Annotated in this window: 21 protein-coding genes; 11 read left to right on the top strand and 10 right to left on the bottom strand. The window is 66.0% G+C overall.

Annotated elements, in window-relative coordinates; genetic code table 11:
- Nucleotides 1–405 precede the first annotated feature (405 nt).
- A complete protein-coding gene (locus ACQRCJ_RS09190; RefSeq protein WP_320861524.1) occupies nucleotides 406–2,274 on the bottom strand; it encodes a cation-translocating P-type ATPase in 1,869 nt (622 codons plus the stop codon).
- 180 nt (nucleotides 2,275–2,454) lie between these two features.
- Entirely contained in the window at nucleotides 2,455–2,730 is a 276-nt protein-coding gene (locus ACQRCJ_RS09185) for a metal-sensing transcriptional repressor (protein ID WP_168936177.1), read from the bottom strand.
- Nucleotides 2,731–3,315: 585 nt separating this feature from the next.
- Between ACQRCJ_RS09185 and ACQRCJ_RS09180 the strand changes: the two genes are divergently transcribed.
- The gene (locus ACQRCJ_RS09180) at nucleotides 3,316–4,161 is read left to right on the top strand and encodes a DUF116 domain-containing protein (protein ID WP_168936178.1); all 846 of its coding nucleotides are present in this window, start codon (nucleotides 3,316–3,318) and stop codon (nucleotides 4,159–4,161) included.
- A 5-nt stretch (nucleotides 4,162–4,166) separates the two neighbouring features.
- The gene (locus ACQRCJ_RS09175; RefSeq protein ID WP_427799669.1) at nucleotides 4,167–5,684 is read left to right on the top strand and encodes a transcription antitermination factor NusB; all 1,518 of its coding nucleotides are present in this window, start codon (nucleotides 4,167–4,169) and stop codon (nucleotides 5,682–5,684) included.
- A 259-nt stretch (nucleotides 5,685–5,943) separates the two neighbouring features.
- Here the strand turns inward: ACQRCJ_RS09175 and ACQRCJ_RS09170 are convergent, their stop codons facing one another.
- Nucleotides 5,944–6,957, bottom strand: coding sequence for a ParB/RepB/Spo0J family partition protein (locus ACQRCJ_RS09170; RefSeq protein ID WP_427799668.1), 1,014 nt, complete (start codon nucleotides 6,955–6,957; stop codon nucleotides 5,944–5,946).
- Between the two features lie 80 nt (nucleotides 6,958–7,037).
- Between ACQRCJ_RS09170 and ACQRCJ_RS09165 the strand changes: the two genes are divergently transcribed.
- Nucleotides 7,038–7,439 carry a hypothetical protein gene (locus ACQRCJ_RS09165; protein WP_006006916.1) on the top strand — a complete coding sequence of 134 codons (402 nt, stop codon included), beginning with the start codon at nucleotides 7,038–7,040 and terminating at the stop codon, nucleotides 7,437–7,439.
- A gap of 130 nt (nucleotides 7,440–7,569) precedes the next feature.
- Here ACQRCJ_RS09165 and ACQRCJ_RS09160 read toward each other — a convergent pair whose 3' ends face one another.
- Nucleotides 7,570–8,355 carry a ParA family protein gene (locus ACQRCJ_RS09160; protein ID WP_300705563.1) on the bottom strand — a complete coding sequence of 262 codons (786 nt, stop codon included), beginning with the start codon at nucleotides 8,353–8,355 and terminating at the stop codon, nucleotides 7,570–7,572.
- A gap of 270 nt (nucleotides 8,356–8,625) precedes the next feature.
- Between ACQRCJ_RS09160 and ACQRCJ_RS09155 the strand changes: the two genes are divergently transcribed.
- Together ACQRCJ_RS09155 and ACQRCJ_RS09150 are read left to right on the top strand one after the other, a co-directional pair.
- A complete protein-coding gene (locus tag ACQRCJ_RS09155; protein ID WP_168936182.1) occupies nucleotides 8,626–9,027 on the top strand; it encodes a response regulator in 402 nt (133 codons plus the stop codon).
- A gap of 9 nt (nucleotides 9,028–9,036) precedes the next feature.
- Nucleotides 9,037–9,852: a DsbA family protein gene (locus ACQRCJ_RS09150; protein WP_204626348.1), complete on the top strand. Its 816-nt coding sequence runs from the start codon at nucleotides 9,037–9,039 to the stop codon at nucleotides 9,850–9,852.
- Nucleotides 9,853–10,432: 580 nt separating this feature from the next.
- Here ACQRCJ_RS09150 and ACQRCJ_RS09145 read toward each other — a convergent pair.
- The 3 genes from ACQRCJ_RS09145 to ACQRCJ_RS09135 all read right to left on the bottom strand — a co-directional run bounded on the left by ACQRCJ_RS09145 (nucleotide 10,433) and on the right by ACQRCJ_RS09135 (nucleotide 13,423).
- Complete coding sequence (locus ACQRCJ_RS09145; protein ID WP_168936184.1) at nucleotides 10,433–10,915, bottom strand: C40 family peptidase; 483 nt, start codon at nucleotides 10,913–10,915, stop codon at nucleotides 10,433–10,435.
- 485 nt (nucleotides 10,916–11,400) lie between these two features.
- Nucleotides 11,401–12,963: an ammonia-forming cytochrome c nitrite reductase subunit c552 gene (locus ACQRCJ_RS09140; protein ID WP_168936185.1), complete on the bottom strand. Its 1,563-nt coding sequence runs from the start codon at nucleotides 12,961–12,963 to the stop codon at nucleotides 11,401–11,403.
- Complete coding sequence (locus tag ACQRCJ_RS09135; protein WP_006006938.1) at nucleotides 12,956–13,423, bottom strand: NapC/NirT family cytochrome c; 468 nt, start codon at nucleotides 13,421–13,423, stop codon at nucleotides 12,956–12,958. The genes ACQRCJ_RS09140 and ACQRCJ_RS09135 overlap by 8 nt, the downstream gene beginning before the upstream one ends.
- A gap of 311 nt (nucleotides 13,424–13,734) precedes the next feature.
- Here ACQRCJ_RS09135 and ACQRCJ_RS09130 point away from each other — a divergent pair, with 311 nt between their 5' ends.
- The 3 genes from ACQRCJ_RS09130 (at nucleotide 13,735) to ACQRCJ_RS09120 (ending at nucleotide 18,167) form a co-directional block, all read left to right on the top strand.
- Entirely contained in the window at nucleotides 13,735–16,071 is a 2,337-nt protein-coding gene (locus tag ACQRCJ_RS09130) for an ATP-binding protein (RefSeq protein ID WP_427799667.1), read from the top strand.
- Nucleotides 16,072–16,359: 288 nt separating this feature from the next.
- Nucleotides 16,360–17,799, top strand: coding sequence for a sigma-54-dependent transcriptional regulator (locus ACQRCJ_RS09125; protein ID WP_303931944.1), 1,440 nt, complete (start codon nucleotides 16,360–16,362; stop codon nucleotides 17,797–17,799).
- A gap of 110 nt (nucleotides 17,800–17,909) precedes the next feature.
- Nucleotides 17,910–18,167, top strand: coding sequence for a hypothetical protein (locus tag ACQRCJ_RS09120; protein ID WP_289615909.1), 258 nt, complete (start codon nucleotides 17,910–17,912; stop codon nucleotides 18,165–18,167).
- A gap of 469 nt (nucleotides 18,168–18,636) precedes the next feature.
- On the opposite strand, the gene ACQRCJ_RS09115 is transcribed toward ACQRCJ_RS09120, so the two are convergent.
- The 3 genes from ACQRCJ_RS09115 to mtnA all read right to left on the bottom strand — a co-directional run bounded on the left by ACQRCJ_RS09115 (nucleotide 18,637) and on the right by mtnA (nucleotide 22,570).
- Nucleotides 18,637–19,209 (bottom strand): hypothetical protein, encoded by a 573-nt coding sequence (locus ACQRCJ_RS09115; RefSeq protein WP_303931583.1) that lies wholly within the window; start codon nucleotides 19,207–19,209, stop codon nucleotides 18,637–18,639.
- A gap of 343 nt (nucleotides 19,210–19,552) precedes the next feature.
- Nucleotides 19,553–21,460, bottom strand: a complete 1,908-nt coding sequence (locus ACQRCJ_RS09110; RefSeq protein WP_427799666.1) for a TIGR04326 family surface carbohydrate biosynthesis protein — start codon at nucleotides 21,458–21,460, stop codon at nucleotides 19,553–19,555.
- Nucleotides 21,461–21,520: 60 nt separating this feature from the next.
- The gene (gene mtnA / locus ACQRCJ_RS09105) at nucleotides 21,521–22,570 is read right to left on the bottom strand and encodes an S-methyl-5-thioribose-1-phosphate isomerase (RefSeq protein WP_303739971.1); all 1,050 of its coding nucleotides are present in this window, start codon (nucleotides 22,568–22,570) and stop codon (nucleotides 21,521–21,523) included.
- Between the two features lie 168 nt (nucleotides 22,571–22,738).
- Between mtnA and ACQRCJ_RS09100 the strand changes: the two genes are divergently transcribed.
- The 3 genes from ACQRCJ_RS09100 (at nucleotide 22,739) to ACQRCJ_RS09090 (ending at nucleotide 26,662) form a co-directional block, all read left to right on the top strand.
- Nucleotides 22,739–23,920, top strand: coding sequence for an aminotransferase class I/II-fold pyridoxal phosphate-dependent enzyme (locus ACQRCJ_RS09100; RefSeq protein ID WP_168936314.1), 1,182 nt, complete (start codon nucleotides 22,739–22,741; stop codon nucleotides 23,918–23,920).
- Nucleotides 23,921–23,928: 8 nt separating this feature from the next.
- Nucleotides 23,929–25,248, top strand: a complete 1,320-nt coding sequence (locus ACQRCJ_RS09095; protein WP_168936313.1) for a homoserine dehydrogenase — start codon at nucleotides 23,929–23,931, stop codon at nucleotides 25,246–25,248.
- 223 nt (nucleotides 25,249–25,471) lie between these two features.
- Nucleotides 25,472–26,662: an ATP-grasp domain-containing protein gene (locus ACQRCJ_RS09090; RefSeq protein WP_427799665.1), complete on the top strand. Its 1,191-nt coding sequence runs from the start codon at nucleotides 25,472–25,474 to the stop codon at nucleotides 26,660–26,662.
- Nucleotides 26,663–26,758: the final 96 nt, after the last annotated feature.

Raw genomic sequence — 26,758 nt, 5'->3', positions numbered from 1 at the left:
TTCCCCCACGCCCCCAACCCCGAAAAAACGTTATCCAGGTGACGTCACCCGTCCCCGTCGTTGACCGGCGGGCCGTGACAGCGCACATGGACCGAAAAGAGAGAGGAAAGGCCGCTCCTGACGGAGCGGCCTTTCTGTTTTTTCTGCGGGTGACTGTTGGTTTTGGCAGTCTCTGGATTTGGGGAGTGGATCGTCAGTGCGAGATACGGCATCCCCTGGAGCATATTTTTCTGAATAAAACGCGCTGAGGAAGGGATGGGGGGCAGGGGGAAGGGGAACCCCTCTCGCGTTAGCAGCGACCGAATGGCGGCCCAAAGGGCCGTGCCCGTCAGCGACGAAGGAGCTTTACGGGCATCGGCAGCAGAGATGAGGGGTTCCCCTTCCCCCTGAAAAACAGTGCCGGTCCTACCTTCCGGCCTCCTTGTGGCGCCAGTTCAGGAGCAGTGCCGAATTGATGATGACCAGCACCGAACCGGCGTTGTGGACGAGAGCGCCCAGCACCGGCGAGAGCAGGCCGCCCATGGCCAGGAAGATGGCCGCGAAATTGAGGATCATGGAGAAGGACAGATTGAGGGTGATGGTGCGCATCATGCGCCGGGACAGGGCGAAGATGTGCGGCAGTTCCTTGATGTCGTCATGCACCAGGGCCATGTCGGCGGCGTCCACGGCGATGTCGCTGCCGATGCCGCCCATGGCCACGCCCACGAAGGCCTTTTTCAGGGCGGGCGCGTCATTGATGCCGTCACCGATCATGCAGACGGGCCGCTCCTGACGCTGGCTGTCCGCGATCCACTCCAGCTTGTCGGCGGGCAGGCAGTTGGCGCGCACGCCGTCCAGGGCCAGGCCCCCGCTGACGCTGCGGGCGGCAGCCTCGTTGTCGCCGGTCAGCAGCATGGTGGACACGCCCGCGTCCCGCAGGCCCTGCAGGGTGGCGGCAGCCGTGTTGCGCAGGCTGTCGGCCAGGGCGATGAAACCGGCAAAATGGCCGTCCAAGGCCACATAGACGAGACTCTGGCCCGCATCCAGGGCGCGCTGTGCTTCTTCCTTGTCCGTGGGGGACAGGGCGATGCCGTTATCCTGCAACAGGGCAGGGTTGCCCGCCAGCAGCGCATGGCCGTCCACACGGGCGGAGACACCGCGCCCGGGCAGCATGCGGAAATCTTCGGCTTCGGGGATGTCCCGCGTGCCCGCGTCCCGCACGATGGCCTTGCCCAGCGGGTGTTCGGAGCGCCGCTCCGCGGCGGCGGTCAGGAGGTGCAGCTGCTGCGGCGCGAGTTCGGGCAGGGCGCTGTGCACATGGGCCACGCCGGGAGTGCCCCGGGTAAGGGTGCCGGTCTTGTCGAAGGCCACGACCCTGACGCGGGCCAGACGCTCCAGCGCGTCCCCTTCCTTGACCAGGACGCCGTGGCGGGTGGCATTGCCGATGGCGGCCATGATGGCCGTGGGCGTGGCCAGCACCAGGGCGCAGGGACAGAAGACCACCAGGATGGTCACGGCGCGCAGCACTTCGCCGGTCACGATCCAGGTGCCCGCAGCGGCGGTCAGGGCCGTGACCACGATCCAGGTGGCCCAGCGGTCGGCCAGGCTCACGATACGGGCCTTGCCCGCGTCGGCGGACTGCACCAGGCGGATCATGCGCTGCAGGGAGCTGTCCTCGCCCACCTTGACGGCGCGCATGTCGAAGGCCCCGAACTGGTTCACCGTGCCGCTGGACACCGTATCGCCGGGGCCCTTGTCCACGGGCAGGGACTCGCCGGTCATGACCGACTGGTCGATGGCCGTCTGGCCGCTGACGATGATGCCGTCCACGGGGATGGTCTCGCCGGGCAGCACGCGCAGCAGGTCGTCCACGCGTACCTCTTCGGCGGGGATGATGCTCTCGGCCGTGCCGTCCAGGCGCCGGGCCGTGCGCGGGGTCAGATGCACCAGCCGCTCGATGCCCGCCCGGGCCTTGGCCACGGTGCGTTCCTCCAGCAGGGCGCCCAGCTGCATGATGAAGGCCACCTCACCGGCGGCGAAGATCTCGCCGATGATGACGGACGCCAGCAGGGCCAGCGAGACCAGCACGTCGGCCTTGATGTCGAAGCGCGTGAACAGGCCTTCGGCGCCTTCCTTGATGATGGGCACGCCGCACAGCAGCACGGCCAGCCAGGCCGGATCCACAGGACCGGGGACAACTTCCAGAAAACTCAGCAGCAGGGCCACTGCCGAGATACCCAGGGCCAGTGCCTGCCGGGGTTCTTCCCTGAGCCATTCCTTGACGTCTGCCAGCATGGGGCCTCCTTGTCTGTCCGGGGCGTCATGGGCAATCCACAGGTCCGGCATGTGCGGAAGACTCTGCGGCGGATGTGCGCGGGGACAGGCGGGGTGGAAATGTATTGGATCGGCCCTCAAGATACCTATAGGGGTATAGGTAGTCAAGCAGGGGACAAAAAAAAAGCCGGGCAGGCCCGGCTAGCTGCGACGGGAAAAATGTTCCACGGCCTTGGCAAAGGCCGCGATGGTGGCGTCGGCATCCCCGTGTTCGATGCCGTCGCGCACGCAGTGCTGCAAATGGCCTTCCAGCACGATCTGGCCCACCCGGTGCAGGGCGCCCTTGACCGCGTTGATCTGGATGAGGATATCCTCGCAAGGCACGTCCTTGTCGATCATCTGGTCGATGGCCTGCAACTGGCCCATGAGCTTCTTCATCCGGCGGTGCAGGTTCTCCGCATCCATGCATTGTCTCATACGTCCTCCTTTCAGGGCAGGGGACATTATTGCGGGCCGTCTGTCAAGAGGAGGGCGGATACGGGGAGGGGCAGGCCAGGTTCCGGCGCCTGTCCGCCTGCCGCATTCCTGCCGTCCGCGTCCCGAAGCCATCGTGTCCATGCGGACGGGCAGGGGGGCGCAGCAGGGCGGCCTTTTCCGGTGGAGAGTCCTACACCGGGCCGGGAAGTGTCCCGCACCCTCTGCAGGCATGAGCCGGAAAGGGCGCATCCGTCGTGCCTGCTCACAAAGGGGAGAGTTCCAGCTCCAGGGGGACAGGTACGATGGCTGTGGTGAAAAGGAGGGGGCAGGCTCCGGCAGTCTTCCTGCCGGGAGGGGAGGCAAGGGGCATCTGTTGTCCCGGCGGGCTTTGGTGTAGGATGGCAGCGCTGTGACCATGACGGCAAGTCCGTCCGGTGTGTCCTGAAGGCCCTTGTCATGGCGGGCCATATGAGCGCTTTTTTTTCTTTTTTTGATGCCCGGCATGGCTGATAGCCAAAAATGCCGTACAGGGCATCTGTGGGCCATTTCGGCCGTGTGGCCGTTTTTGGCCTTCACTGGAGTCCTATGCTACGAAAGTCTCCCTATTCCCTGCCCGCCAGTCAGTACGGCGGCGGGCGCAAGCGCATCTTCATCGGCCTGATGCTGGCCTCCTGCTGCGTGGCCTGTCTGGCTCTGGCCTTCTTTCTCATCCTGCCCTGGTCGGACTATGGCCAGACCCTCACCTGGCTGCCGCTGCTGTGCATGCTGGTGGGCGGGGCAGGCATCCTGGCCCTGATCTGGATGTGCGGCACGCTGGTCTGGCATGTCTACACGGGGCGCTATCTCCCCGGGGTGAGCAGCGTGCGCCATGTGACCATCCGCCTGTTCTTCCCGCTCATGGAGCTGCTGGCCAAGGTGGTGCGCATGGAGCGCAAGCGGGTGCGACATTCCTTCATCAAGGTCAACAACGAACTGGTGCTGGCCGACCGCCCGCGCGTGCGGCCGGAGCGGCTGCTCCTGCTGCTGCCGCACTGCATCCAGCGCAGTGCCTGCCCGCACCGGCTCAATCATAATGTGGACCTGTGCCGCCGTTGCGGACAATGCCCCGTGGGCGGTCTGCTGCAGCTGCGGGACCGTTACGGTTTCCATCTGGCGCTGGCCACCGGCGGGACCATCGCCCGGCGCATCGTGGTCCAGACGCGGCCCCGCATGATCATCGCCGTGGCCTGCGAACGGGACCTCACCTCCGGCATCCAGGACAGCTACCCCTTGCCGGTCTTCGGCATCCTCAACCAGCGTCCCTGCGGCCCCTGTCTGGACACGCTGGTGTCCCTTGCGGCCGTGGAGGGGGCCGTGCGCCTGTTCCTCGGGCTTGAGGACAGCGCGGAGACCGGAGATAACGCTAAAAATAATCATTTTATTTCAAAGTGATACCTATGATAGGAACAAAAAGGAAAGCAGGCCGGGACACGGCCGGTCAGGCCTTTGCCGCTGAAGGCAACGGCCATTTTACGGAAAGCCGCCGTCTGCGGCAGCTCCCGCCCGCGGCCCCGGCCCTGGCCCTGCGGGCCCTGTGTCTGCTGGACAGCGCCTTCAGTGCGGGCTGCACCATCCAGGCGGCCCTGCAGCAGGTGCTGGAAGACACGGCCCGGCGGCAGGAAGGCGGTCTGGCCGAGCGTGACCGGCATCTGGCGGCGGAGCTGGCTTACGGTACCCTGCGCATGGAGAACCGTCTGGCCTTCGTGCTGGGCAAGGTGCTGCGGCAGCCGCTCAAGCTGCCCCTGCCGTTGCGGCGGTTGCTGGCCGTGGCGGCCTACGGCCTGCTGTTCCTGGATCGTCTGCCTGCCCATGCCGTCCTGCATACGGCCGTGGATCTGGCCCGGCAGCTCTACGGGCCGGGGCTGGCCAAGGTGGTCAACGGCAGCCTGCGTTCCGTGCAGCGCTTGGGCGATTCCGTCCGGACGCCGGATTTCTATGCCGGACCTGCGGATGAAGAAACGTTTTTTGCCGAGGATGCGGCCGCGGCCCGCAAGTTGCGCAGCCTTGCCCTGCCGGAAGCAGAACTGCGGCTGGCCCGCTTCCATGCCGTGCCGCGCTGGCTGGTGGCCCTGTGGCAACAGGCCTACGGTGACGAGGCTTGCCGGGCCCTGCTGGCCCGTTCCGGGGCGCGCCCCTGGCAGGCGCTGCGCGTCAATGCCTCGCGTCCCCAGGCTGCGGCCCTGAAACAGGCCTTGCTGGCCTGTGTCCCGGCGGACGGTCCCGCGCCGCAGGCCGTGGGGCGCTGGGGCGTGGCCTTCGCGCCCGGGCAGACGCCTGCCGCCGTACAGGGCGAGGCGCTTGCCCGTTTGCTGGAGCAGGGGGCCCTTTCGCAGCAGGCGGCGGCCTCGCAGGAAGTGATGGCCGCGCTGGGGCTGGAAGACTGGCTGGGCCGTGGCTGGCCCGTCTGGGATGCCTGTGCCGGTTACGGCGGCAAGAGCGTGCAATTGCTGGAGCAGGGGGGTGACGTGCGCCTGTGCACGGACCGCAGCTTCTCCCGTTTGCGGCAGGTGCCGGGCCATTGCCGCCGTCTGGGCCTGGCGTTGCCGCATCTGGCCCTGGCCGATGCCTCCCGGCCGCCCGTCGCCCGCTGGCAGGGCGGCATCATCGCCGATGTGCCGTGCAGCGGCCTGGGCGTGCTGGCCCGCCGTCCCGATCTGCGGCGTCGTCCCCGGACGGCCCTTGCCGAGCACGCCGACCTGCAGCGGGCCATCCTCAAGGCTCTGGCCGCACGTCTGGAGCCCGGCGCCGAGCTGGCCTACATCACCTGTACCCTGCATCCGCTGGAGAACGAGCAGGCCGTGGACTGGCTGCTGGCGGAAGACAGCGGCCTGGAGCGCCTTGTGCAATGGCAGACGCCCCACGACCACCCCTGGCTGGAAGGCATGTTCGCCGCGCGCCTGCGGCGGCGTGGGTAGGGGAGAAGATGCTTGAGGGGGCACGGTGTATCCTGACCGGATACACCGTGCCCCCTGTTGTTTTTTGTCATTCTGGTGGGAAGAGTTCCTGACCATTTTTACAGGGAGGGGATCACCGTCTTTCAGACAACGGCGGGGACCCTCCGGCCAGACCGGAAGAAAGTTTTTTTCAGGGATGGGGAGAGCGCGAGAGGGGAAGGGGCAGTTTTTACAAAAAACGCCCCTTCCCCTCTCGCCATTATCTTTCTTTGCCTCCCGGCTACTGCCGGGGGGTCTTGGCATCCACCGGGGCCGCGATGGCTTCCCCGGCGGGCTCGTCTTCAGGGATGTGGCAGTGCAGGCGGTTCAGCAGGGCTTCCAGCTCCTGGGGGCTGGTGTAGCGCAGGGTGATGCGGCCGCTTTCCATATCGCCGCTGACGCGGGCCTTGCAGGGCAGGGCGGCGCAGAGGCTTTTTTGCAGCGCGGCGATCTGGGGCAGCTTTTTGCGCTTGCAGGGGGCGGGCCGCTGCGGGGCGGCTTCACTGGCGGCGGTCCAGGGCAGGCGCTGTTCCTCGCGCCAGAGGGCCACGGCCTCTTCGGCCTGGCGCACACTCAGGGACTCGCTGATGATATGGCTGCGCAGCACTTCGGCGGCGGCCAGGGCGCGCTCGTCATTGCCCAGGGCCAGCAGGCAGCGGGCATGACCGGCGCTGAGGCGGCCGTGATGGAGGTCGGCCTGCGCGGCGGGCGAGAGCTGGAGCAGGCGCAGGGCATTGGCGATGGCCGGGCGGCTCTTGCCCAGACGGGCGGCCAGGGCCTCCTGCGTCAGCCTGAGGGTCTCGCGCAGCTGCTGCAGGGCCTGGGCCTCTTCCATGGGATTGAGGTCTTCGCGCTGCAGGTTCTCGATAAGGGCGGCGGCCATGACTTCGGCATCGCTCATCTCGCGCACGTGCACGGGCACCTGCCCGAGGCCCGCCTGACGGGCGGCCCGCCAGCGGCGTTCACCGGCCACGATCTGGTAGTGGCCGGGCCTGTCGGCCAGGGGGCGCACCAGCAGGGGCTGGATGATGCCCTGTTCACGGATGGAGGCCGCCAGTTCGGCCAGGGATTCGGCGTCGAAGGTCTGGCGGGGCTGGCTGGGATTGGCATGCAGATGGGACAGGGGCAGCAGGGTGGGGCTGTGTTCCGTGCCCGTCTCTTTTTCCGGCGTATCGTTCTTTTCCTGCCGGGCGGCGCCCATATCCGTACGGCGCAACAGGGCGTCCAGGCCGCGGCCGAGACCTTTGCTACTCATGCTCTCTCCTTGACATCATGCCGTGCTGGCGGCACTTTTTACGACAGTGATTGCCCCAAAACTTTTGACCAGAGGAAACCATGTCCAACAAGCATCTTCTGTACCTGACCGACCGTCAGGGAAATCTGGAAGGGGTGCAGCTTTCTGCCGCCCTGTGGTCGCATTGCGAGGCGGCCGTCGTCAAGGCCCTGAAGGCCATGGAGCCCCCCCTGGAACACCTGAACGACGAGCCCGTGGCTGATTTCGAGCGCCTGCTCCAGTTCTGGGATTTCCGTTATCCGTACAGCCCCGAGGTCACCTGTCCGCATTGCGGCGCCCATACCGCCGACTGGCGCAACGACCCCGCGCATCCGTTCCATCTGACCACGGCCAATCTGGGCGGCCTGCTGGTCTTCCGTTGCAAGAGCTGCCAGTCCACGGTGCGCCAGAAGCACTTCCGCGACCACATGGCCGTGGAATGCACGCCGTACAATCCTGACTAGTTTTGCCGGCGGTGTTTCCCGTTGCCGCTGTTTTTTGCCGGGCTTTGCCCGGCTTTTTTTATGCCCGCCTCTCGGGCATGACGGCGGGGCTTTCCGGCTTTTCAGGAAGGACCGGCCGTCATGTGTTTTTTTAGCGCGGCTGCGGCATGCGGGCGGGATCGCGCAGGGCCACTTCCTTGGCAAGGTTGAGGTAGGCGTCGGCGCCCTTGGACTTGATGTCGTAATGGATGATGGACTTGCCGTGGCTGGGCGCTTCGGAAAGGCGCACGTTGCGCGGGATGACCGTCCCGAAGAGGTGGTCGGGGAAGCAGCGCTGCACTTCGTCGCGCACTTCGCGGGTCAGGCGGTTGCGGGCATCGTACATGGTCAGCACCACGCCCAGCAGGTTCAGTTTGGGATTGAGGCGTTTTTTGACCAGCTCGAAGGTCTGCAGCAGTTTGACGATACCTTCCAGGGCGAAAAACTCGCACTGCAGGGGGATGAGCAGTTCCTGCGAGGCGCAGAGGGAGTTGAGGGTCAGCAGGCCCAGGGACGGCGGGCAGTCGATGATGATGTAATCGTACTCCGTGCCCAGCGGTTCGAGGCAGTCGCGCAGGTAGAACTCGCGGGCCATCTTGTCCACCAGTTCCAGTTCCACGGCCACCAGGTTGGTGCTGGCGGGCAGCACGTCGAGGAAGGGCGTGCGGGTGCTGCTGATGCTCTCGTGGATGTTCTCCGGCGTATAGAAGGTGGAGTAGAGGTCGTGATGCAGGTCTTCCTGGGCGATACCGATACCGCTGGTGCTGTTGGCCTGGGGGTCACAGTCCACCAGCAGCACGCGCTTTTCCATGACGGCCAGTGCGGCGGAAAGGTTGATGGCGGTGGTCGTCTTGCCGACGCCGCCTTTTTGGTTGGCTATGGAAATGATGCGCGCCATGCTGTCCTCCGGGCTGTGTTTCACGGGAAACAGGGGGAGCTGTTTCACGGGAAACAAACAAAAAAGTGAGGCCCCTCTGCCGGGGCCGCCATCTGCGGAACAAAATAAAGAAAAGCCCGGCAAATGGGAAGACGTGAACCGTCCGTGACAAAAAAATGCCGGTATGTCCGGCGGCATCGCGGTCCCCGCCATCGCCCGGGGCAGGGGTTCTTGCCCCGGATTCCGTTTCTGGCTAAAATCAGCGCCGCATTGCAACAAGGAGTTGGTTCCATGGCTGATACGCGCATTCTTCTGGTGGATGACGAAAAGGAAGTGACGGCCCTGCTGGCCAAGCGTCTTGTACGGCGCGGCTACCAGTGTGACACGGCGGCGGACGGCCTGCAGGCCGTGGAAGCCATGCGCGAACAGCCTTTTCCCATCGTCGTCATGGATGTGAAGATGCCCAATATGGACGGCATCGCCGCCCTCAAGATCATCGTGGAGCAGTGGCCCACCGCCCAGGTGATCCTGCTTTCCGGCCATGCGGACATGCAGCTTGCCGTGCAGGCCATGAGCGAAGGCGCTTTCGGCTACCTGATGAAACCTGTCGATTTTGATGAACTCCTGTTCAAAATCGAAGATGCCGCCATGCAGAGCCGGCTTGAAGGGCCGGAAAGCGACATGGCGCGATAGGATATTTGCATGAAGAAACTGTTCCGTCCTCTGGTGCTGGGCGGTATCCTTTTGCTGGCGGTGGGCCTGGCCCCCGTCATGGATACGACTCCCGCCCGTGCCGCCACCGTCACCGACGCCAACCTGAAGCAGATGCTGGAGGATCTGCTGCGCGAACATCCCGAGATCGTCCTGGACGTGCTGCGCTCCCACAGCGAAGACGTGCTGGACATCGCCCAGGCGGGCGCCAATGCGCGCCGCAAGGCCGCCCTGGAAGCCCAGTGGCACAAGGAAGTGAAAAACACGCCCCAAAAGCAGATCTCGCTGTCGGGCCGCCCGGTCAAGGGCAATGCGGCGGCGCCGGTGCGCATCGTGGCCTTTTCGGACTTCACCTGCCACTATTGCCAGCAGGCCACCCATGTGCTGGACGAGATCATGAAGAAGTACGGCAAGAACGTCAGCCTGGTCTACAAGCACATGCCGCTGGACGAGCAGGGCCCCGGCATGCTGGCCGCCCGCTACTTCGTGGCCGTGGCCGCGCAGAGCGAGAGCAAGGCCTGGAAGTTCTATGACGCCATGTACGCCGACCGCGACCGCCTGCTGCTGGAAGGCCAGAAGTTCGTGGACGAGGTCTGCGACAAGCTGGGCCTGGACAAGGACCGCCTGAAAAAGGACGCCGCCAGCGACAAGACGGCCCGGATCATCGCCCAGGATCTGGACGATGCCAAAAAGCTGAAGATCGACGGCACGCCCTGCTTCCTGGTCAACGGCCTGATGGTGCGGGGCGCACTGTCCGAACCCCTGTTCGAAGCGGCCGTGGACATCGCTCTGGAAGCGGCACGCTAACATCTGATCGTGACCGTACGAAGACCGGCTGCGGGATGCCCCGTATGCCGGTCTTTTTTTATGGCTTCGGGCCGGGCCGAAGACGGGATGGGCCTGCCGGGACGGAGGCGCGGGAAGGATGGCAGTGCCCGTTGCGCGGTGGAGTTTTTTGGCCGGGCTGTCCGGGGGCGGGCATCCGTCCGGAAAGCAGGGGGACTATCGGGACGGTCCGAAGGTCCGTTCTTGTTGAAAAGGACAGCGCGTGCCGCTGACGTCCGTCAGGTGTGCGGGATGGTCCGGCAGGAAAGGAAGAGACCGCCGATGCGAGGGGGCGGACAAGGCAAAGGACAGCCCGGAGGCTGCCCTTTATGTGAAGGCCGGGCGTGGCGAAACGCCCGTCAAGATTAGCTGGAATAAAAAGTGGAAATCTCACTGCAACGCTACGTCAAAAAACTCCTGATGGCAAGATGCCAGCCCCTGCGCCCGCAGAGGAAAAAGGCCGGTCTGTGGGAAAGGGCGGCCTGTCGGACCGGATGTCTGGAAAAAAGGCACAAAAAAAGCGCGGTCGCCCGCGCTTTTTTCGTTCTTTCCTGCAAAGGGATCAGATGACGATGCGGCGTACCGCGATGAGCCTGTTGCCCCAGTAGGGCTGCATGTTTTCCCGGCGTACGGTCTTGCCGCGGCTGGGGCTGTGAATGAAGGTATTGTTACCGGCATAGATGCCGGTATGCAGGCCGCGGGGGCCGCTGCTGGTCCTGAAGACCATGATGTCGCCGGGCCGGGGCGAGCTCTTGGGCACGGCATATCCGGCCCGCGCCTGATCCACGGTCACACGCGGGACCTTGAGGCCGTTCTGGCGGTAGGCCCACCAGATGAGGCCCGAGCAGTCGAAACCGCGGGAGGGAGAGGCCCCGCCCATGCGATATTGCTTGCCTTCCTGGCTGGAGGCCGTGCGTACGATGTTCTGGGCCCGCTGGGGATTGTTGTAGCCGGGATCGTCCGGCTGGAACATGGCACAGCCCGATGCGCTGCCCAGGATCAGGGCCAGGAAAAATATCTGAAAAAGACGGCGATAGGTTCTCATGATCCGCTCTGCCTGAAAGTTTGAAAGTCACGGCGTGGAGATGCCGTCGGAAAAACTGTTTTCCAGATGCAAAGCAAATACCGGGCCAAAAAGACTCACCTTAGGGTGTTTTTATAAATATCAAGCAAAAACAGATAGATGTCGTTTAAAAGAACAGTATGCCAGCTCATAGGAACAGACAAAAATCTGTCATCCTTTTCGCATGAAAGAGGGCGGGCGTCAAAGTTTCCACGCCGCCGGAGCCGCCGTGCGGCTGCTGTGGCAGGGGCCTAAAAAAAGGGGGCCCCTTGCGGGGCCCCGGGGGTGGAGGATGAGGCATGGCCGGGCGGGACCGGGCCGTTGCGGGAAAGGTCGGGGAGGGGGAGGGGAATCCCCTCCCCGATGCGGCCCGGTGACGGCCCGTGGGCCGTGCCCGCGCTGCTGTTTTCCTCAGGACGAGGCGGGACCGGCAGGGCCGCCGATCCCGTTTCAGGGCTGTCGAGGCCCTAGCGGGCGCTCAGTTCCTGACCGTCCCACACCTGTTCGGCCTTGGGCAGCACGGGCAGGAGCTGCGTCCAGGGATGCTGCTTCAGGAAATCGGCATCCTGCTGCAGCTTGCGGCTCATGTTCAGGATGGGCGGCACGATCTGCTTGATGTCCCCGGCCAGGGCGGGGCTGATGCTGTAGCCGGTGGCCTGTTCGGCCAGGGCCACGGCCTTGTGGCTGAACTCCATGGAGCTCATGAGGGTGTCCAGGGCCTTGGCGGGGTTATGGAAGCCCACGCTGTTCTCGGCGGACACATAGTCCCAGTAGAGCTGGCCCTTGCGAACCATCTCGCGGGCCTCGGCCATCAGGCTGTCATAATTGGCGGCGCGCTGTTCGGCGGGCACCGCGTTGGCCAGGCGCACGGCCTCGTGGGCGCGCACGGATTCTTCCTGGGCCTTGAGCAGCTGCCTGAAGGTCTTTTCCTGGGTGTAGAGCACGCGGCCGCGCAGGTAGTCGGCGGTCTTGTCGGCATGGCACTGGCGGCAGGCGCGCAGCTCGGGGTCCTTGAGCGGCGAGGTCATCCAGTGGCTGGAGACCTTCTTGCCGTCCACGCGCTGGTAGGGCATGTGGCAGTCCGCGCAGGAGACGCCGGCGGCGCCGTGGGTGCCGTCGATGAAGGTCTCGTACTCGGGATGCTGCATCTTGATCATGGGCACCTTGGAGGCCGCATGCACCCAGTCGGTGAAGGGCCCGCTGCTGCCGTCGGCCTGCTTGGGCCCGTGGCTCTTGTAGTATTCATACATGTCGCCGGGGCCGAAGCCCTTGTCCCAGGGGAAGACGGGACGGCCCGCGGGCCCGTTGTCCTTGTGGGTGAAGTAGTATTCCACATGGCACTGGGCACAGACCAGGGTGCGCTTCTCGTTGCGGGAGAGCTTGTCCCAGTCCTTGCCGGAACGCTTCAGCCAGTCCTTGAGCGGTTCGGAGTAGGGGCGCAGCTCCATGGTGGCCGGATCGTGGCAGTTGCTGCAGCCGATGGTCTCGTCCATCTCGCTGATGGCGTCCTTGCCGCGGAAGGTGTTCACGTCCTTGGTCCAGAAGGCGTCACCGTACTTGCCGATCCATTCCATCATCTTGGGGGTCTTGCAGTTCCAGCAGGTGGCGGGCAGACCGCCCTTTTCCCCGTAGCGGTTGATGCGGTCGATGTTGACGAAGTCCTTGACGGCATAGGTGTGGCCGCGGGCCTCGTTGTATTCGTACATGAAGGGATAGCCCAGCCAGAGGTTCTTCAGGTAGGGCTGGGCGTGCTTGTAGCCCTTGGGCAGGGGATTCACGTCGTCGTTCTTGTGGAACGGCACCGAGCCCTTGTACTCGGTCATGACGGACGTCTCGTTGTTTTTCTGGTACGAGGCGTACTGATGCGGGAAGGCCTCCTTGTAGGCCGAGATGCGGGTCTCGCCCGCGGGCAGGCCGGTCTTGTATTCCGGGGCCTTCAGTTCGGTGTCCACGTCCTGGCAGCCGCCCAGCAGGGGCAGCGCCAGCAGGGCCGCGGCCGCAAGGGTGAGGCCGAAGAGTCGATTAGTCATAAGCAACCGTCCTTGTGCTGATGGGCTTGTGGCGCATGTGGGCCATATTGCGGTGGCAGTCCACGCAATAGGGCTTGGCATCCATGCTGGCCACTTCGCTGTTGGTGGCAAAGTGGCAGGCCTTGCAATTTTCGTTGACCACGTCGCGGGTGCGCGCGCTGAGCGGGCGGGGGATGTCCTTGCCGGACACGTTGCCCATGAAGTCGCGCAGCCCTTCCTGTGCCTTGAACGGCAGCTTGGCCAGCAGGTTGTGCGGGGCGTGGCATTCGTTGCAGGCGAGCTTGGCATGCGTGGACAGCTTGTGCGTCACGGCGGCCTCCTGCATGATGTGGCAGCTGGCGCAGAACGGACGCTGGTCCGTCGAGACCATGGCAAAAGCCATCACGGCCAGCAGTGCCGCGCCCGCCGCCAGACCACCCAGAAAGACTTTGAGCCAGGGTCCTGTGCGGGGTGTACCCATAAAGAGCCTCCTTCGTTGATATCGCCTCCTGTCCCGCACCAAGGGGCAGGGATGACGATCTGAGCATGACGCCGGTCCCCTCCGGCGTTTGTTCCAAAAAGAGCAAGGGGCGTGCCAGTTTGGCCGCTGTGAGCACGTTCACATTTTTCCTCGTTTTATCAGGCTATTATTGGATCGAAGAGTTTCTGTTCTCGGCGGGGCCTTGTGATTTTCAGGAAAAAAAGACAGATTTTCAGAAAAATATGACAACTCCGGCCCTGCTTCCGCCGTCGGGACAGCCCGGCGTGTCCGAACGGGCCGACGGAGGAACCATGTCCGACCCCGAGCGCGTACCGCCGTCCGGCGGGCCCGGACACTGGCGGCGCTGGCTGTTGCCCGTGCTGGCCAGTGCCGCCTGGCTGGTCCTGACCTTTTGCCTGTACCGCCATGCCGTGCAGGGCGAGCAGGCCCACCTGCTGGAGCTCTGCCATACCCGCCTGGCGGCCACGGCCCACCAGCTCATGGATGCCCGTGACTGGAACGCGGGCCACGGGGGCGTCTATGTGCCCCTGAGCGCCTACGGCGAGCCCAATCCCTGGCTGCCGGAAAAGGACAGGACCCTGCAGACCGCCGACGGGCGGACGCTGGTGCTCATGAATCCCGCCTACATGAGCCGCCAGATGGCCGAACGCCTCACCGAGCCCGGCTTCCGTCTGGCCATCGTGGGCCAGGCCCCCCTGCGGCCGGGCAACCGGGCCGATGACTGGGAACGGCGGATACTGGCCACGGCCACGCAGGGCGGGCAGGTCTTCTTCAGCGGGGAGGACTGCCTGCCGCAGGGTCGTCTGCGCCTGCTCAGGACACTGGCCGCACAGGAAAGCTGTCTGCGCTGCCACCAGGGCCACAAGGACGGGGACATGCTGGGCGGTATCAGCATCAGCATGGATGCCGCCGCCTATGTGCGGGATCTGGAGCGGAAGCAGCGGGAGCTGGGCCTGCTGTACGGTCTGCTGGCCCTGACCGGGGTGCTGGCCGTGGGCGGCATCACCAGCAACCTGACCTTGCGGCGTTTGCAGGCCGAGGAGAAGAGCCGCCTCAAGAGCGCCTTCATGGGGCGTCTCAGTCACGACATGCGTACCCCGCTGGCGGCCATGCTGGGCATGAGCGATCTGCTCGACCGTCAGGACTGCGGGACGGAGCAGCGGCATACGGCCCTGGCCTATCTGCGCCGGGCCTGCGGGGCCCTTCTGGAGATGGTGGACGACATCACCGACCATGCTTCTCTGGAACAGGGGGACGTGCGTTTGCGCTGCCGGACCTTCGACCTGCCCGCCTGCCTGCGGGCCTGCGCTGATCTGTACAGACCGGCGGCGGAGGGCAAGGGGCTGGAGCTGTTGCTGCATCTGGCGCCGCATCTGCCCCGGCAGGTTCGTGGCGACGGTTTCCGCCTGCGGCAGGCCCTGGGCAATCTGGTGAGCAATGCCGTCAAATTCACGGAATGGGGCCGCGTAGACGTGGAGGTAGGCGGAGAACGCCTGGCTTCCGGCGTGTTCCTGCTGCGGCTGGACGTCCGGGACAGCGGGCCCGGGCTGGAGCCCGGCGAGGAAAGGACGGTCTTTGAAAGTTTTTGCCGGGGCAGTGCCGCCGGCGGCAAGCCGGGCACCGGTCTGGGGCTGAACATCGTACGCACCATCGCCCGCCGCATGGGCGGGGACGTGCAGGTGCGTTCCTGTCCCGGACAGGGCTGCACGTTCACGCTGGAAGTGCGTCTGGAGATCGTGGAGGGCGGTCCCGGCCCCAAGTCCGGGACCCCGTGTCCGGTGGAAGAGGGCATTGCGGCTCCGGCCCCTGGGGGCCCCTTGCAGGGCCTGCGCGTGCTGGTGGCCGAGGATGACGCCGCGGGCCGTTATCTGCTCGAAGTGCGCTTGCGGGAGCAGGGCTGCACCGTGGGCCTTGCCGCGGACGGGGAACAGGTCCTGGACATGCTGGCCGCCGCAGCGTGGGACGTCATCCTGCTGGATGCCGGTATGCCGCGCATGGACGGCCTGACCGTGCTGGAGCGCATCCGTGCCGGACAGAGTGCCGCGTCCCGGCAGCAGGCGGTGATCGTCCATTCCGCCGGTCTGGCCCCCGGCGAGGAGGCGCGCTTCCGGTCGCTGGGCGTACGGGCCCTGCTGGACAAGCCGGTACCCCCGGCCATGCTGCTGGCCGCATTGCGGGACGTGCCCCGTGGCTGTCCCGGCGACGGTCAGGCAGGGCCGACGCCCTGTGGTGCGGAGGCCGAGGCCCCCGTCATCTGGGACAGGGCGGCCGCACTGGCGGCCGCGGATCAGGACGAGGAGCTGCTGTATACCCTGGTCACGGCCTTGCGGGACGATTTGCCGCGTCTGGAGGCAACTCTGGAAGCCGGCCGAAAACTGGCCGCCGATCCCGCGGCCCCGGCGGCCCGGACGGCGGAGGCCCTGCGCCGGGCGGCACATGCCCTGAAGAATTCCGCGGCCACGCTCTGTTTTGAGGAGCTTCGTCTCAGGGCGGCGGCTCTGGAGCAGGCGGCCCGGCAGGTGCTGGCGGACACGCCGGAGAACGCGGCGGGGCTGGGATCTTTGGCGGCGGCCTGTGCCGGGGCTCTGGCGCGTGCCGAAGAAGCCCTGCGGCGGGACAACGGCTGATGCCCCGTCTTCGCGGCGGATCATGCCGCCGTGCCCCGTATGCGGGCGGATGGACGGCAGCCGTGGCAGGCGGATAGCTGCCCGGCCGTCCGCCGGGTTGACGGGGCTCTGGTGCCGGGAACGCCGCAGGAAGGACGACGAAGGCCGAAAAGCTTTTGTATCCGGCATCAGCCGGAGAGCGCAGGAAAAAGGGAACGATATACCGGGCAGCAGGCGCGCCCCTACGCCGCGCCCGGGGATGGCCACAGGGGAAGCTCCGGGACCGCAGGCCCGGGCAGGGAGGCAAGGATGGCCCGTGTGCTGGTAGTGGATGACGAGAACCTGATGCGCACCATGGTGGAGGTGGCCTGCCGCCGTCTGGGGCACGAGGCCCTGTGCGCGGCCACCTTGGCCGAGGGACGGCGTCTGGCGGCCGCGGGCGTGGACGTCATCCTTCTGGACATGCTCCTGCCCGACGGCAACGGTCTGGATGCGCAGCAGGAGCTGGCGGCCCTGCCCGACGCGCCGGACATCGTGGTCATTACGGGCCACGGCGACGGCGATGCGGCGGAAAAAGCCCTGCGCGGCGGTGTCTGGGATTTTCTCATGAAGCCGGTGCGGGTGTGCGATGTGGAAGAGACCCTGAGCCATGTGCTGGAGGCCCGGGACAGGCGGCGCTCGCGCCGGGGCCTGGAACTGGAGCCGGGTCAGGTGGCGGGGAGCGGCCCGGCCATGCAGGCGGCGCTGGCCCAGCTGGAACAGGCGGCGCACAGCGACGTCAACGTCCTGCTGCTGGGCGAGACCGGCGTGGGCAAGGAGCTGTTCGCCCGCACCCTGTACCGCAACAGCCATCGGGCCTCGCGGCCTTTCGTGGCCGTGGACTGCGCCTCCCTGCCGGAAACGCTGGTGGAGAGCCATCTGTTCGGCCATGCCCGGGGGGCCTTCACCGGCGCGGAGCGGGCCAGCGAGGGCCTGTTGCGGGCGGCGCATCAGGGCACGCTCTTCCTGGACGAGGTGGGCGACCTGCCGCAGGGCATACAGGGGGCTTTTTTGCGGGCGCTGGAGCTGCGCCGTTTCCGTCCTGTGGGAGAGGTGCGCGAGGTGGAGAGCGATTTTCGCCTGGTGGCGGCCACCAATCAGGATCTGGAGGCCATGAGTGAGGACGGGCGCTTTCGCAAGGATCTGCTTTACCGCCTGCAGGGCATGACCATCGTGATCCCGCCCCTGCGCCGGCGCCGGGACGAGATCCCCCTGCTGGCACGGCAGGCGGTCATCCGCTGCTGCCGCCGCAACGGCATGGAGGAGAAGGAGCTTTCCCCCCTGCTGCTGGAGATGCTGGCCGAATACGACTGGCCGGGCAATGTGCGCGAGCTGTTCCATGCGCTGGAGCGGGCCTGTCTGGCGGCGGAACATGCGTCCCTGCTGTTGCCCGCGCACCTCGCCACCGGCCTGCGCGTGGCCGTGGCCCGCAGCCGGGCCGGGCAGGGACGCGTGGCGGGCAACGTGCCCGGCGGCAGGGAGGTCTGTCCCCCGCTGGCCGAAGCCGGGGCCTGTAGCGTGCCCGATCTGCCTCCCATGCCGGAAACGGGGCGGGCCTTTCCTTCGTTGCGCAGCTGGCGGCATGAGGCGGAGCGGCACTATGTGGCCCGGGTACGGGCGCTGTGCGGCGACGATGCCCGGGCCGCCGCACGCATGGCCGGTGTCTCCCGCGGGCACTGGTACGAACTGCTGAAAAAATACGGTTTCTAGGCCCGCAGGGTGCTGCCTGAAAAGCGCGCAAAGGCTTGCGGCAGGCCGGGAAAGCGGATACAAGGGGAGAAGGGACATTTCCCAGCTTTGTGAGAAAGGATTACCTAGGCATGAGCAATCCCATTACCGTGAAAGGCTATGTCTGTTCTGTGCCCCGTGCCGCCGATGCGCGGCAGGCCAGTGTGGCTGTGGTGCAGGACGATGTGGAATATCGCATCATCCCTCGTGGCGCCGGTGCCGATCTGGCCGACGAGGTGAGCGCCCTGGTGGAAGTGACCGGCCTGCTGGAGCAGGTGGACGAGGTCAACTACATCCAGGTCCGCGGCTATACGCTGGTGGACGATACTTCTTCCTGGGACGACGAATAGCGCTTTCACGGAACGCACGCCGGACCGGTACTAAAGCTGGCGGCGGGCGTTGCCGCGCTGTTTCCCGGTTACCGCAGGACGGCATGGCCGTCATGTCCGCTGCACGTCAGGCGTGCAGGTCTGGGCGTGCGTCCCCGGGAACGTCCTTCGGGACCTGATATGAGGCGAGGCATGCAGGGCATGCCCCGTCTGTTGTCGCACGATATGTGGAGACGGCGGGAACGCATCATACGTTCCCGCCGTCTTTTTTTATGGGCTTTAGCCTGTTTCGCGCCTGTCAGGCGCTCAACAGGCTAAAGCCCATAAACAAAAGGGACGCTCCCTGTACGGGAGCGTCCCTTGTTCTTTTATCAGCTGTTTCCCGTCCCCTCGTTTCCAGCCTGCCGGAGCGACTGGGGAAAGATGGAAGTCGGAAGGGAAAGCCCCCTTTCTTGCGCCGGGCAAGGGGGCTCCTTCGAGAATCTTTCTTCTACGACGTGGGCGGCACGATGGGATCGCCGTACATCTTCCAGGTCAGCGGGCGGTAGATGGAGATCAGGGCCATGGCGAAGATGATGGCTACCTGGACCAGGCTGGCCCAGAGTTCTTCCGGCAGGATACAGGAGCGCACGAAGCGCAAGGGCCAGTCCAGCCCCATGGGCGTGAGCCACTCGATGCAGCGGTCACCCACGGGCAGCCAGAAGAAGGTGCCCCAAAAACCGGCGCAGAAACTGATGATCCACTTGAAGGTGACCCAGGCGAATTTGAAAAAGCCCAGCGAGGTGAAGATGGAATAGAACAGGCCGGTGAGCACACAGCCGATGAGCCCGGGCATGACCACCCAGGAATCCACGATATAGCGGCAGTATTCCACCAGCTTCACGGTCGCCGGATCGTCCATGCCCAGTTTGAGGAAACCGAGGGCTTGCATGGAAAAGGCGCCGCCCGCCCAGGCCAGGGCCGCCAGCAGGTGCAGGGCCTTCATGCCCTTGATGATATGGTTGTCACGTGCGCTCACGCCCTTGCCGCGCGAGCCGTAATTCCTGACCCGTTCGCTGAACACTATGACATCCTCCCGCACGCCCCCTGCGGGGCCTGCTCTGCGACGCCCTTTCCCGGGGCAGCCGCTCTTTTGACGCTACCCAGCGGAGCCTGTTTTTTCAAGCCCCGCGGGATGGCTGCGAGGGACGCAGGCATCCCGCACGCTCCGGAGCCGTCCGTCCGCGTGCCATGCTCCCGGTCACAGAAAGCCCCATCTCTCCCTGCCGGGCCTTCGGGAAACGATCGGGCCGTATGGCAGGCCCCGGAAAGAAAAAGCCGCCCTGCGCCTCCATCAGGCACCGGGCGGCCTCCACGGCGCGGACAGCGCCCGGGAAACCCGTGGGACCAAGGCCCGTCCGCCTTCGTTACAATTCCAGCAAGGCCCGCCAGCGGGGCAGCTCGGGCTGCAATTCCAGATAGTCGTCCGGCAGGGCGGGCGGCGCGGCCTGGGCCAGGGCCCGCTTCACATCGTCCAGGCTGCCGGTACGCAGCAGGCCGGGGACGTCCTGCAAGGGGCACAGGTCGAAGCCGTCCGAGGGCAGCATGACCATGACGGGCAGCTTTTTGAGGGCCGCTTCCAAGACCACGGTGGTGGAAGCGGACGACCAGACCACGGTACCGGGCACCAGATGGGTGGCGATGGGGCCGTCGGCAAAACGCAGGCGCCCGGCCTGGGCCCCCAGCTCGTGACGCAGGTCGGCCTCCACGGAAAGATAGGGATGCGGCTTGACCACGATCTCCCAGCCGTCCAGCAGGCCCGCGTGCACGGCCCGGGCCAGCAGACGCACATGGTCGGCGGTCTCGTCGGCAAAAAAGCCGGTCACCACCAGCAGGCGGTGGTGCGTCTGCCCTTCCTGCGGCGGCACGGCGGACTTGCGGGCATCGACGAGATACATGTAGCGCAGGGCCTCCACCAGCTCCAGACGCTCCTGCGGCACACCGGCGGCCTGCCACTGCCGCAGGGCCCCCTGCCCGTTGGCGCAGATGCGGTCGGGCTGGAAGGGCGCGCAGGCGCTGTCCGTGAAGGTGACCGGATCGTCGAAATAGCGGAAGTCCGTGGGCCGGATGGTGGAATGCTGCGCCCCGTACACGGGCCCGCCCGCGCCGGGCGTGGTGTGGGCGGCATGGGTCAGCATGCGTTCCCAAGGGCAGTTCTCCAGCGGGAAGGTGAACCAGCGCTGGGGCCCGGCGGCCTTCACGTAATTGTCGATGCCGCGCTGTTGCAGGCAGCGCTCCAGACAGCGCCAGCCCCGGAAGGTCTCGGCCCAGTCCTCGGCCATATAGGCCCAAAAGTTCAGGCGGGAGCCCTCGAAACGGCAAAGCTCGCGCATGGAGGCCTCCAGACGGCGGCTGGTCCAGGCCAGACGCAGATAGCGCTTCCAGGCGGCCCGCAGGTCGGCGGTCGTGAGGAATTCCTCCAGATAGTGGAAGCTCACGCCGTCCTGCCGTGCGGCCCGCAGACGATCCCGCATCCTGATGCAGCCGGCCAGATCCATCTGCGGCGACGGGAAGCGGATGAACAGCCAGCGCACGGGCGTCCTGGCCGCCGCCGCGCACAGGGCGTCGTGCAGGCCCTCCCAGTAACGGGAGCGGAAGCGGCCCGCTGCCACGGCTTCCATGTCCACATTGGGGAAATAGGTGGCGATGGTGCCCGTGGTCACATGCGCGGGCGGCAGGGTGGGCAGGGCCCCGCCCCTGGGCCGGAGGGGCAGGCGCACCCGGAACCACCAGTGGAGGAAGCGCCCGGCCGCGCGCAGCAGGGAGGGGCAAGCCTCATAGATGCGGCGCAGCCGGCTGCGGTCGCGTCCGTCACGGCACTTGGGATCGTGATAGTCCGCGAACTGCCGCCCCGTGGCCTGGCAGAGCGCCAGCAGGGTCTCGCACAGCCGGTCGTCGCCGCCCACCAGACGCAGGGCCGTGAAGCCGCCCTCGTCCAGCAGATGCTCCAGGGTACGCAGCTTGTAGATCTCGTAAAGCAGGGGCGTCATCTTGGGATGGCGCTCGTAGAGCAGCGAACACCACCACATGGATAGCTTTTCCCCGGCCTGGAAATGCTCGTGCAGCAGCGCCCCCTCCACGGGCCTGAGGCCCGTCCGGCAGGCCCATACGGCGTGCTCGCGCCGGATCTCCGTCAGCCGGGCATCGCACAGGGCAGGCAGCGAGATGTGGTCGCCGGGCACGTCCCGCAGGTTCCAGTGGGCCACGGCGGCGGACGTCTCCAGATGGAAGGCCAGCGGCGCTCTGCTGTCGGCCAGCAAGGTAAGTTCTTTCATGGGCACTCCTTTCCGGACAGGGGAAGAAAAAACGGACGGCATGGTGCCGTCCGTGCAGGCTCAGGCTTTGAGGGCCGCGGCGATGGCCGGGCCGTAGGGCGCGCGCAGGACGCCCTTTTCCGTGATGATGCCCGTGATGCAGTCAGCGGGCGTCACGTCGAAGGCAAAATTGAAGACCGGCACCCCTTCGGGGACGATGCGGGTCTCGCCCACATGGGTCACTTCCCGGTCGGGGCGCTCCTCGATGGGGATGTGCGCGCCGTCGGGCGTGCGCGGGTCGATGGTGGACAGGGGCGCCGCCACATAGAAGGGGATGCCGAAATGCTTGGCCAGCAGGGCCACGCCGAAAGTGCCGATCTTGTTGGCGGCGTCGCCGTTGGCCGCGATGCGGTCGGCCCCCACCACCACGCACTGCACCAGGCCCTTCTGCATCAGCAGGGCGCAGGCATTGTCGCAGGCCACGCGCACGTCGATGCCGTCCTGCTGCAGTTCCCAGGCGGTCAGGCGCGCACCCTGCAGGAAGGGGCGCGTCTCGTCGGCGATGACCCGCACCTTCTTGCCCGCTTCCAGGGCGCCGCGGATGACGCCCAGGGCCGTGCCGTAACCGGCCGTGGCCAGGGCCCCGGCATTGCAGTGGGTGAGCACGGTGTCGCCGTCGTTGATGCAGGACGCCCCGTGGCGGCCGATCTCGCGGCAGATCTCCACGTCCTCGCGGCGCATGGTCTCGGCCTCGGCCAGCAGGACGGGGATGAGGGCCTCCATCTCCAGACCGGCATGGGCCCGCCACAGGGCCCGCATGCGCTCCACGCCCCAGCGCAGGTTCACGGCCGTGGGCCGGGCCGCCTCCAGACGCACCAGGGCCTGGTCATAGGCCGTGCGCCAGTCGGCACCGGCAGGCAGGCTGCGGCGCAGTTCCTCAAGGGCCAGCACGCAGCCGAAACCGGCCGTGACGCCGATGGCCGGAGCGCCGCGCACCACCATCACCTGCAGGGCCCGGATGGTCTCGTCCAGGGTGCGGATGGGCAGGTAGTCCTCGCGCCCGGGCAGGGCGCGCTGGTCCAGCAGATACAGGGTCATGGCGTCAGCGTCGAAACGGATATGGTGTTCCATGCGGTCCTCGATGGTTGAAGGGCGATAAAGGGTCCGTGAGATGGCGTAGCCTGTCCAATACCGACCACGGTAGCGCAAAGCCCTTATCTTGGCAAAGTGCTTTACAAATGCCGAACGCACTGGCTAATCTGGCTGAAGTTTTTGAACTTCAGCAGGAGAAGCGTCCCCATGGAAGAGTTCTCGCGCATCCAGCGCCTGCCCCCCTACGTTTTCGCGGTGGTAGGCGACCTTAAAATGAAGCTGCGTCGCCAGAATATCGATATCGTTGACTTCAGCATGGGAAATCCCGACATTCCCACCCCGCCGCACATCGTGGACAAGCTGGTGGAAGCCGCACAGAAGCCGGTGAACCATCGCTATTCGCTCTCCCGCGGCATCCCCCATCTGCGCGACGCCGTGTGCGAACGCTACAAGCGCCTCTATGATGTGGACCTCGATCCCAACACCGAAGCCATCGTGACCATGGGTTCCAAGGAAGGTCTCGCCCACCTTTCGCTGGCCATGCTCTCGCCCGGCGACGTGGTGCTGGCTCCCGACCCCACCTATCCCATCCACAAGTATGCGCCCATCATCGCCGGCGCCGACGTGCGCAGCGTGCCCATCGGGCCCGGCCGTGACTTTTTCGAGGACCTGACCGCCGCCACCAAGCAGGCCTGGCCCCGTCCCAAGCTGCTTTTCCTGTGCTATCCCCACAACCCCACCACGGAAGTGACCGACCTGGCCTTCTTTGAAAAGGTCGTGGAATTCGCCAAGGAGAACAACATCTGGGTCATCCATGACCTGGCCTATGCCGACCTGGTCTTCGACGGCTACAAGGCCCCCAGCTTCCTGCAGGCCAAGGGCGCCAAGGACGTGGGCGTGGAATTCTACACCATGTCCAAGAGCTACTCCATGCCCGGCTGGCGCGTGGGCTTCTGCCTGGGCAACCCCAAGCTCATCCACGCCCTGAGCCGCATCAAGAGCTACCTGGACTACGGCATCTTCCAGCCCATCCAGATCGCGGCCACCGTGGGCATGCGCAGCGGCGACGAAGAAGTCACCAAGATCTGCGACATCTACCGCCAGCGCCGAGACTGGCTCATCGACGGCCTCAACCGCATCGGCTGGGAAGTGCCCGCGCCCAAGGCGACCATGTTCGTCTGGGCCCGCATCCCCGAAGAGTTCCGCAAGATGGGTTCCGTGGAATTCTCCAAGCTGCTGCTCACCGAAGCGCAGGTGGCCGTCTCTCCGGGCCTGGGCTTTGGCGCCTACGGTGACGAGTACGTGCGCTTCGCCCTCATCGAGAACGATCACCGCACCCGTCAGGCCGTGCGCAACATCCGCCGCCTGCTCGGCGGCTCCAGCGATTAGGGGACACTATGGCCGACAGCAACAAGCCTCTGGTAGTGGGTCTGGCCGGGTTCGGCACCGTGGGCGGCGGTCTTGCCCGCCTGCTGGAAGAGAACGCCGGCATCATCCGTCAGCGTACGGGCCGGGACATCCAGGTCAAGAAGGTGCTGGTGCGCAATGCCCAGAAGGCGCGCACCGTGCCCCTGCCTCCCGGAGCCGACCTGACCACCAACCCTGACGAGCTGATCAACGATCCCGAGATCGACGTGCTGGTGGAGCTCATGGGCGGCATCGACGCCCCGCGTACCATCATCGACCGCGCCCTGGACGCCGGCAAGCACATCGTCACCGCCAACAAGGCCCTGCTGGCCGAGGAAGGGCTCGCCCTGTTCCAGAAAGCCGCCGGCAAGGGCCGCATCCTGCGCTACGAGGCCAGTGTTGCCGGCGCCGTCCCCGTGGTGGAGGCCCTGCGCACCAGCCTGGCCGGTAACCGCATCTCGTCCCTGATGGGCATCCTCAACGGCACCAGCAACTACATCCTGTCCGAGATGACCTCCAACGGTCTGGACTTCGATGTGGCCCTCAAACAGGCCCAGCAGCTGGGCTATGCCGAAGCCGATCCCACCCTGGACATCGACGGTCACGATGCGGCCCACAAGCTGACCCTGCTCATCCGCCTGGCCTACGGGGTCAATTATCCCTATACGGCCATGCCCGTGCGCGGCATCCGCGGCATGTCCAGCCTGGACATCGCCCTGGCCCGCGAGTTCGGCTACCGCATCAAGCTCATCGCCCAGGTGCGCGAACGCCGCGAGCCCGGCCAGCCCGACGACAAGGTGCGGCTGGAGGCGGGCGTGTTTCCGGCCCTGGTGCCCTATACGGTGCTGCTGGCCCGCGTGGGCGGCGTGTACAACGCCGTTCGCGTCAGCGGCAATGCCTGCGGCTCGCTCTTCTTCCACGGCCGCGGCGCGGGCGACCTGCCCACCGCCGGTGCCGTGCTGGCCGACCTCATGGCCGTGGCCCGTGACGAGAACCCGCACAACACCGGCTACGCCTGTGACGACCTGCCCCGCGCCAGCATCGTGCCGCCCGCGGAATGGCGTTCGCGCTACTATGTGCGCGTCATGGTCGAGGACGAGCCCGGCGTGCTGCGCGATCTGGCCGGCTGCATGGCCGACCAGGGCGTGAGCATGGCCCAGGTCATCCAGCGTACCGACGAAGGCAAGGGCGTGCCGCTGGTCTTCATGACCCATGAGACCACCGAAGAAGCCATGAGCACCGCCCTGCAGCGCACCCTGGACACCGGCATGCTGCGCCAGCCTGCCGTGTACTTCCGCGTGCTGGATTAACAAAAACGAACGCAGGGGGAGGCTCTCCCCCTGCACACGATCTTAAAATGATGGTGCCCGGCTCCGCGGGAAAGCCCGTGCCATCGTGAGACATTTCCCGCCACTGCCGGAGCCGTCCTCGCGGGGAGGGGTTCCGGGTGCTTCTCCAGCCACCACATCGCGCAGGGTCAGGAAACATCCCGGCCCTGCGCTTTTTACGCAGCCATGCTGCACGAGGGGCCCCATGATCATTCTGGAAGATCCGTATGTCTCGCCGGAGCTGGCCACCTTTGCCGCCGACCGGCAGGAACCTGTCCTGGATACGCCCGCTGCCCGGCAGGCCGGGCTGGATTACGGGCTGCACCTCGACCTTGTCTCCAGCCGCGACTTCGGCCGTCTGTGCTGCCAGGGGCAGCGCCTGTACAGCAATTCGGAAAACGCCCTGGACTGGCTCTACAGCCGTTCGGGCAATGCCGGGCTGGTGCGCGCCACCGAACTGCTCAAGAACAAGCTGCTGTTCCGCCAGCGTCTGGCCCCGCTCTTCCCCGATTTCCATTTCCGCGAGCTGACCCTGCGGGACGTCATGGAGACCCATTTCGAAAGCCTGCCCGGTCCCTGCGTGCTCAAGCCTGCGGTGGGCTTCTTCAGCCTGGGCGTCTACAGCATCGAGAACGCCCAGCAGTGGCGCGCCGCCCGTGACGACATCGCGGCCAGCGCCGTGCGCTGGCGCAAGGAATATCCCGCCGCCGTGCTGGACAACCAGGTCTGGCTGCTGGAATCCCTCATCCAGGGCACGGAATATGCCGTGGACGTCTATTTCAACAGCAGCGGCGAGGCCGTCATCTGCAACATCCTCCAGCACGACTTCGCCTCTTCCGAAGATGTGAGCGACCGCCTGTATTACACCAGCGCGGACATCATCCGCCGCATGTCCGGGCCGCTGGAAGCGTGGTTCGACCAGATCAACGAGCGCCTGGGCCTGCGCGATTACCCCGTCCATGTGGAACTGCGCCGCGACGCCGACGGCCATATGGTGCCCATCGAGTTCAACCCGCTGCGCTTCGCGGGCTGGTGCTGCACGGACATCAGCCTCTTCGCCTGGGGCTTCCCCACCTACGGCTGCTATCTGGACGACCGGCGCCCGGACTGGGACAGCATCCTGCCCGGCCGCGAGGACAAGCTCTACACCCTCATCGTGCTCAACAAGCCCGCCGCCTGCCCGCCGGTGCGGTGCTTCGACTACGACGCCCTCTGCGCCCGCTTCCACAAGGTCCTGCACCTGCGCCGCGGCTTCTACGACCGCTATTCCCACTTCGGCTTCCTGTTCACCGAGACCCCGGCCCATGACCGGGCGGAACTGGACGCCATCGTGCGTGACGACCTGCTTGGCTACGTCATCCCCGAAGACCATGAGGAGGCGCCCCAGGCCCGATAAGCAAACCAAGGAGGCTCTCATGAAGAAGATCGGCATCATCCGCTGCATGCAGACCGAGGACATCTGCCCCGGCACCACGGACTTTTCCTTTGCCGC

The organism is Desulfovibrio sp. SGI.102 (assembly GCF_050314315.1).
In the GTDB taxonomy this organism is placed as follows: domain Bacteria; phylum Desulfobacterota; class Desulfovibrionia; order Desulfovibrionales; family Desulfovibrionaceae; genus Desulfovibrio.
Note: the sequence above shows the minus strand (reverse complement) of the source record. Positions and strands in the feature narration are given on the sequence as shown.

Excerpts from the sequence above, each read along its gene's own strand:
- ACQRCJ_RS09190 (WP_320861524.1), bottom strand. The coding sequence starts at position 2,274 with ATGCTGGCAGACGTCAAGGAATGGCTCAGGGAAGAACCCCGGCAGGCA.
- ACQRCJ_RS09185 (WP_168936177.1), bottom strand. The coding sequence starts at position 2,730 with ATGAGACAATGCATGGATGCGGAGAACCTGCACCGCCGGATGAAGAAG.
- ACQRCJ_RS09180 (WP_168936178.1), top strand. The coding sequence starts at position 3,316 with ATGCTACGAAAGTCTCCCTATTCCCTGCCCGCCAGTCAGTACGGCGGC.
- ACQRCJ_RS09175 (WP_427799669.1), top strand. The coding sequence starts at position 4,167 with ATGATAGGAACAAAAAGGAAAGCAGGCCGGGACACGGCCGGTCAGGCC.
- ACQRCJ_RS09170 (WP_427799668.1), bottom strand. The coding sequence starts at position 6,957 with ATGAGTAGCAAAGGTCTCGGCCGCGGCCTGGACGCCCTGTTGCGCCGT.
- ACQRCJ_RS09165 (WP_006006916.1), top strand. The coding sequence starts at position 7,038 with ATGTCCAACAAGCATCTTCTGTACCTGACCGACCGTCAGGGAAATCTG.
- ACQRCJ_RS09160 (WP_300705563.1), bottom strand. The coding sequence starts at position 8,355 with ATGGCGCGCATCATTTCCATAGCCAACCAAAAAGGCGGCGTCGGCAAG.
- ACQRCJ_RS09155 (WP_168936182.1), top strand. The coding sequence starts at position 8,626 with ATGGCTGATACGCGCATTCTTCTGGTGGATGACGAAAAGGAAGTGACG.
- ACQRCJ_RS09150 (WP_204626348.1), top strand. The coding sequence starts at position 9,037 with ATGAAGAAACTGTTCCGTCCTCTGGTGCTGGGCGGTATCCTTTTGCTG.
- ACQRCJ_RS09145 (WP_168936184.1), bottom strand. The coding sequence starts at position 10,915 with ATGAGAACCTATCGCCGTCTTTTTCAGATATTTTTCCTGGCCCTGATC.
- ACQRCJ_RS09140 (WP_168936185.1), bottom strand. The coding sequence starts at position 12,963 with ATGACTAATCGACTCTTCGGCCTCACCCTTGCGGCCGCGGCCCTGCTG.
- ACQRCJ_RS09135 (WP_006006938.1), bottom strand. The coding sequence starts at position 13,423 with ATGGGTACACCCCGCACAGGACCCTGGCTCAAAGTCTTTCTGGGTGGT.
- ACQRCJ_RS09130 (WP_427799667.1), top strand. The coding sequence starts at position 13,735 with ATGTCCGACCCCGAGCGCGTACCGCCGTCCGGCGGGCCCGGACACTGG.
- ACQRCJ_RS09125 (WP_303931944.1), top strand. The coding sequence starts at position 16,360 with ATGGCCCGTGTGCTGGTAGTGGATGACGAGAACCTGATGCGCACCATG.
- ACQRCJ_RS09120 (WP_289615909.1), top strand. The coding sequence starts at position 17,910 with ATGAGCAATCCCATTACCGTGAAAGGCTATGTCTGTTCTGTGCCCCGT.
- ACQRCJ_RS09110 (WP_427799666.1), bottom strand. The coding sequence starts at position 21,460 with ATGAAAGAACTTACCTTGCTGGCCGACAGCAGAGCGCCGCTGGCCTTC.
- mtnA (WP_303739971.1), bottom strand. The coding sequence starts at position 22,570 with ATGGAACACCATATCCGTTTCGACGCTGACGCCATGACCCTGTATCTG.
- ACQRCJ_RS09100 (WP_168936314.1), top strand. The coding sequence starts at position 22,739 with ATGGAAGAGTTCTCGCGCATCCAGCGCCTGCCCCCCTACGTTTTCGCG.
- ACQRCJ_RS09095 (WP_168936313.1), top strand. The coding sequence starts at position 23,929 with ATGGCCGACAGCAACAAGCCTCTGGTAGTGGGTCTGGCCGGGTTCGGC.
- ACQRCJ_RS09090 (WP_427799665.1), top strand. The coding sequence starts at position 25,472 with ATGATCATTCTGGAAGATCCGTATGTCTCGCCGGAGCTGGCCACCTTT.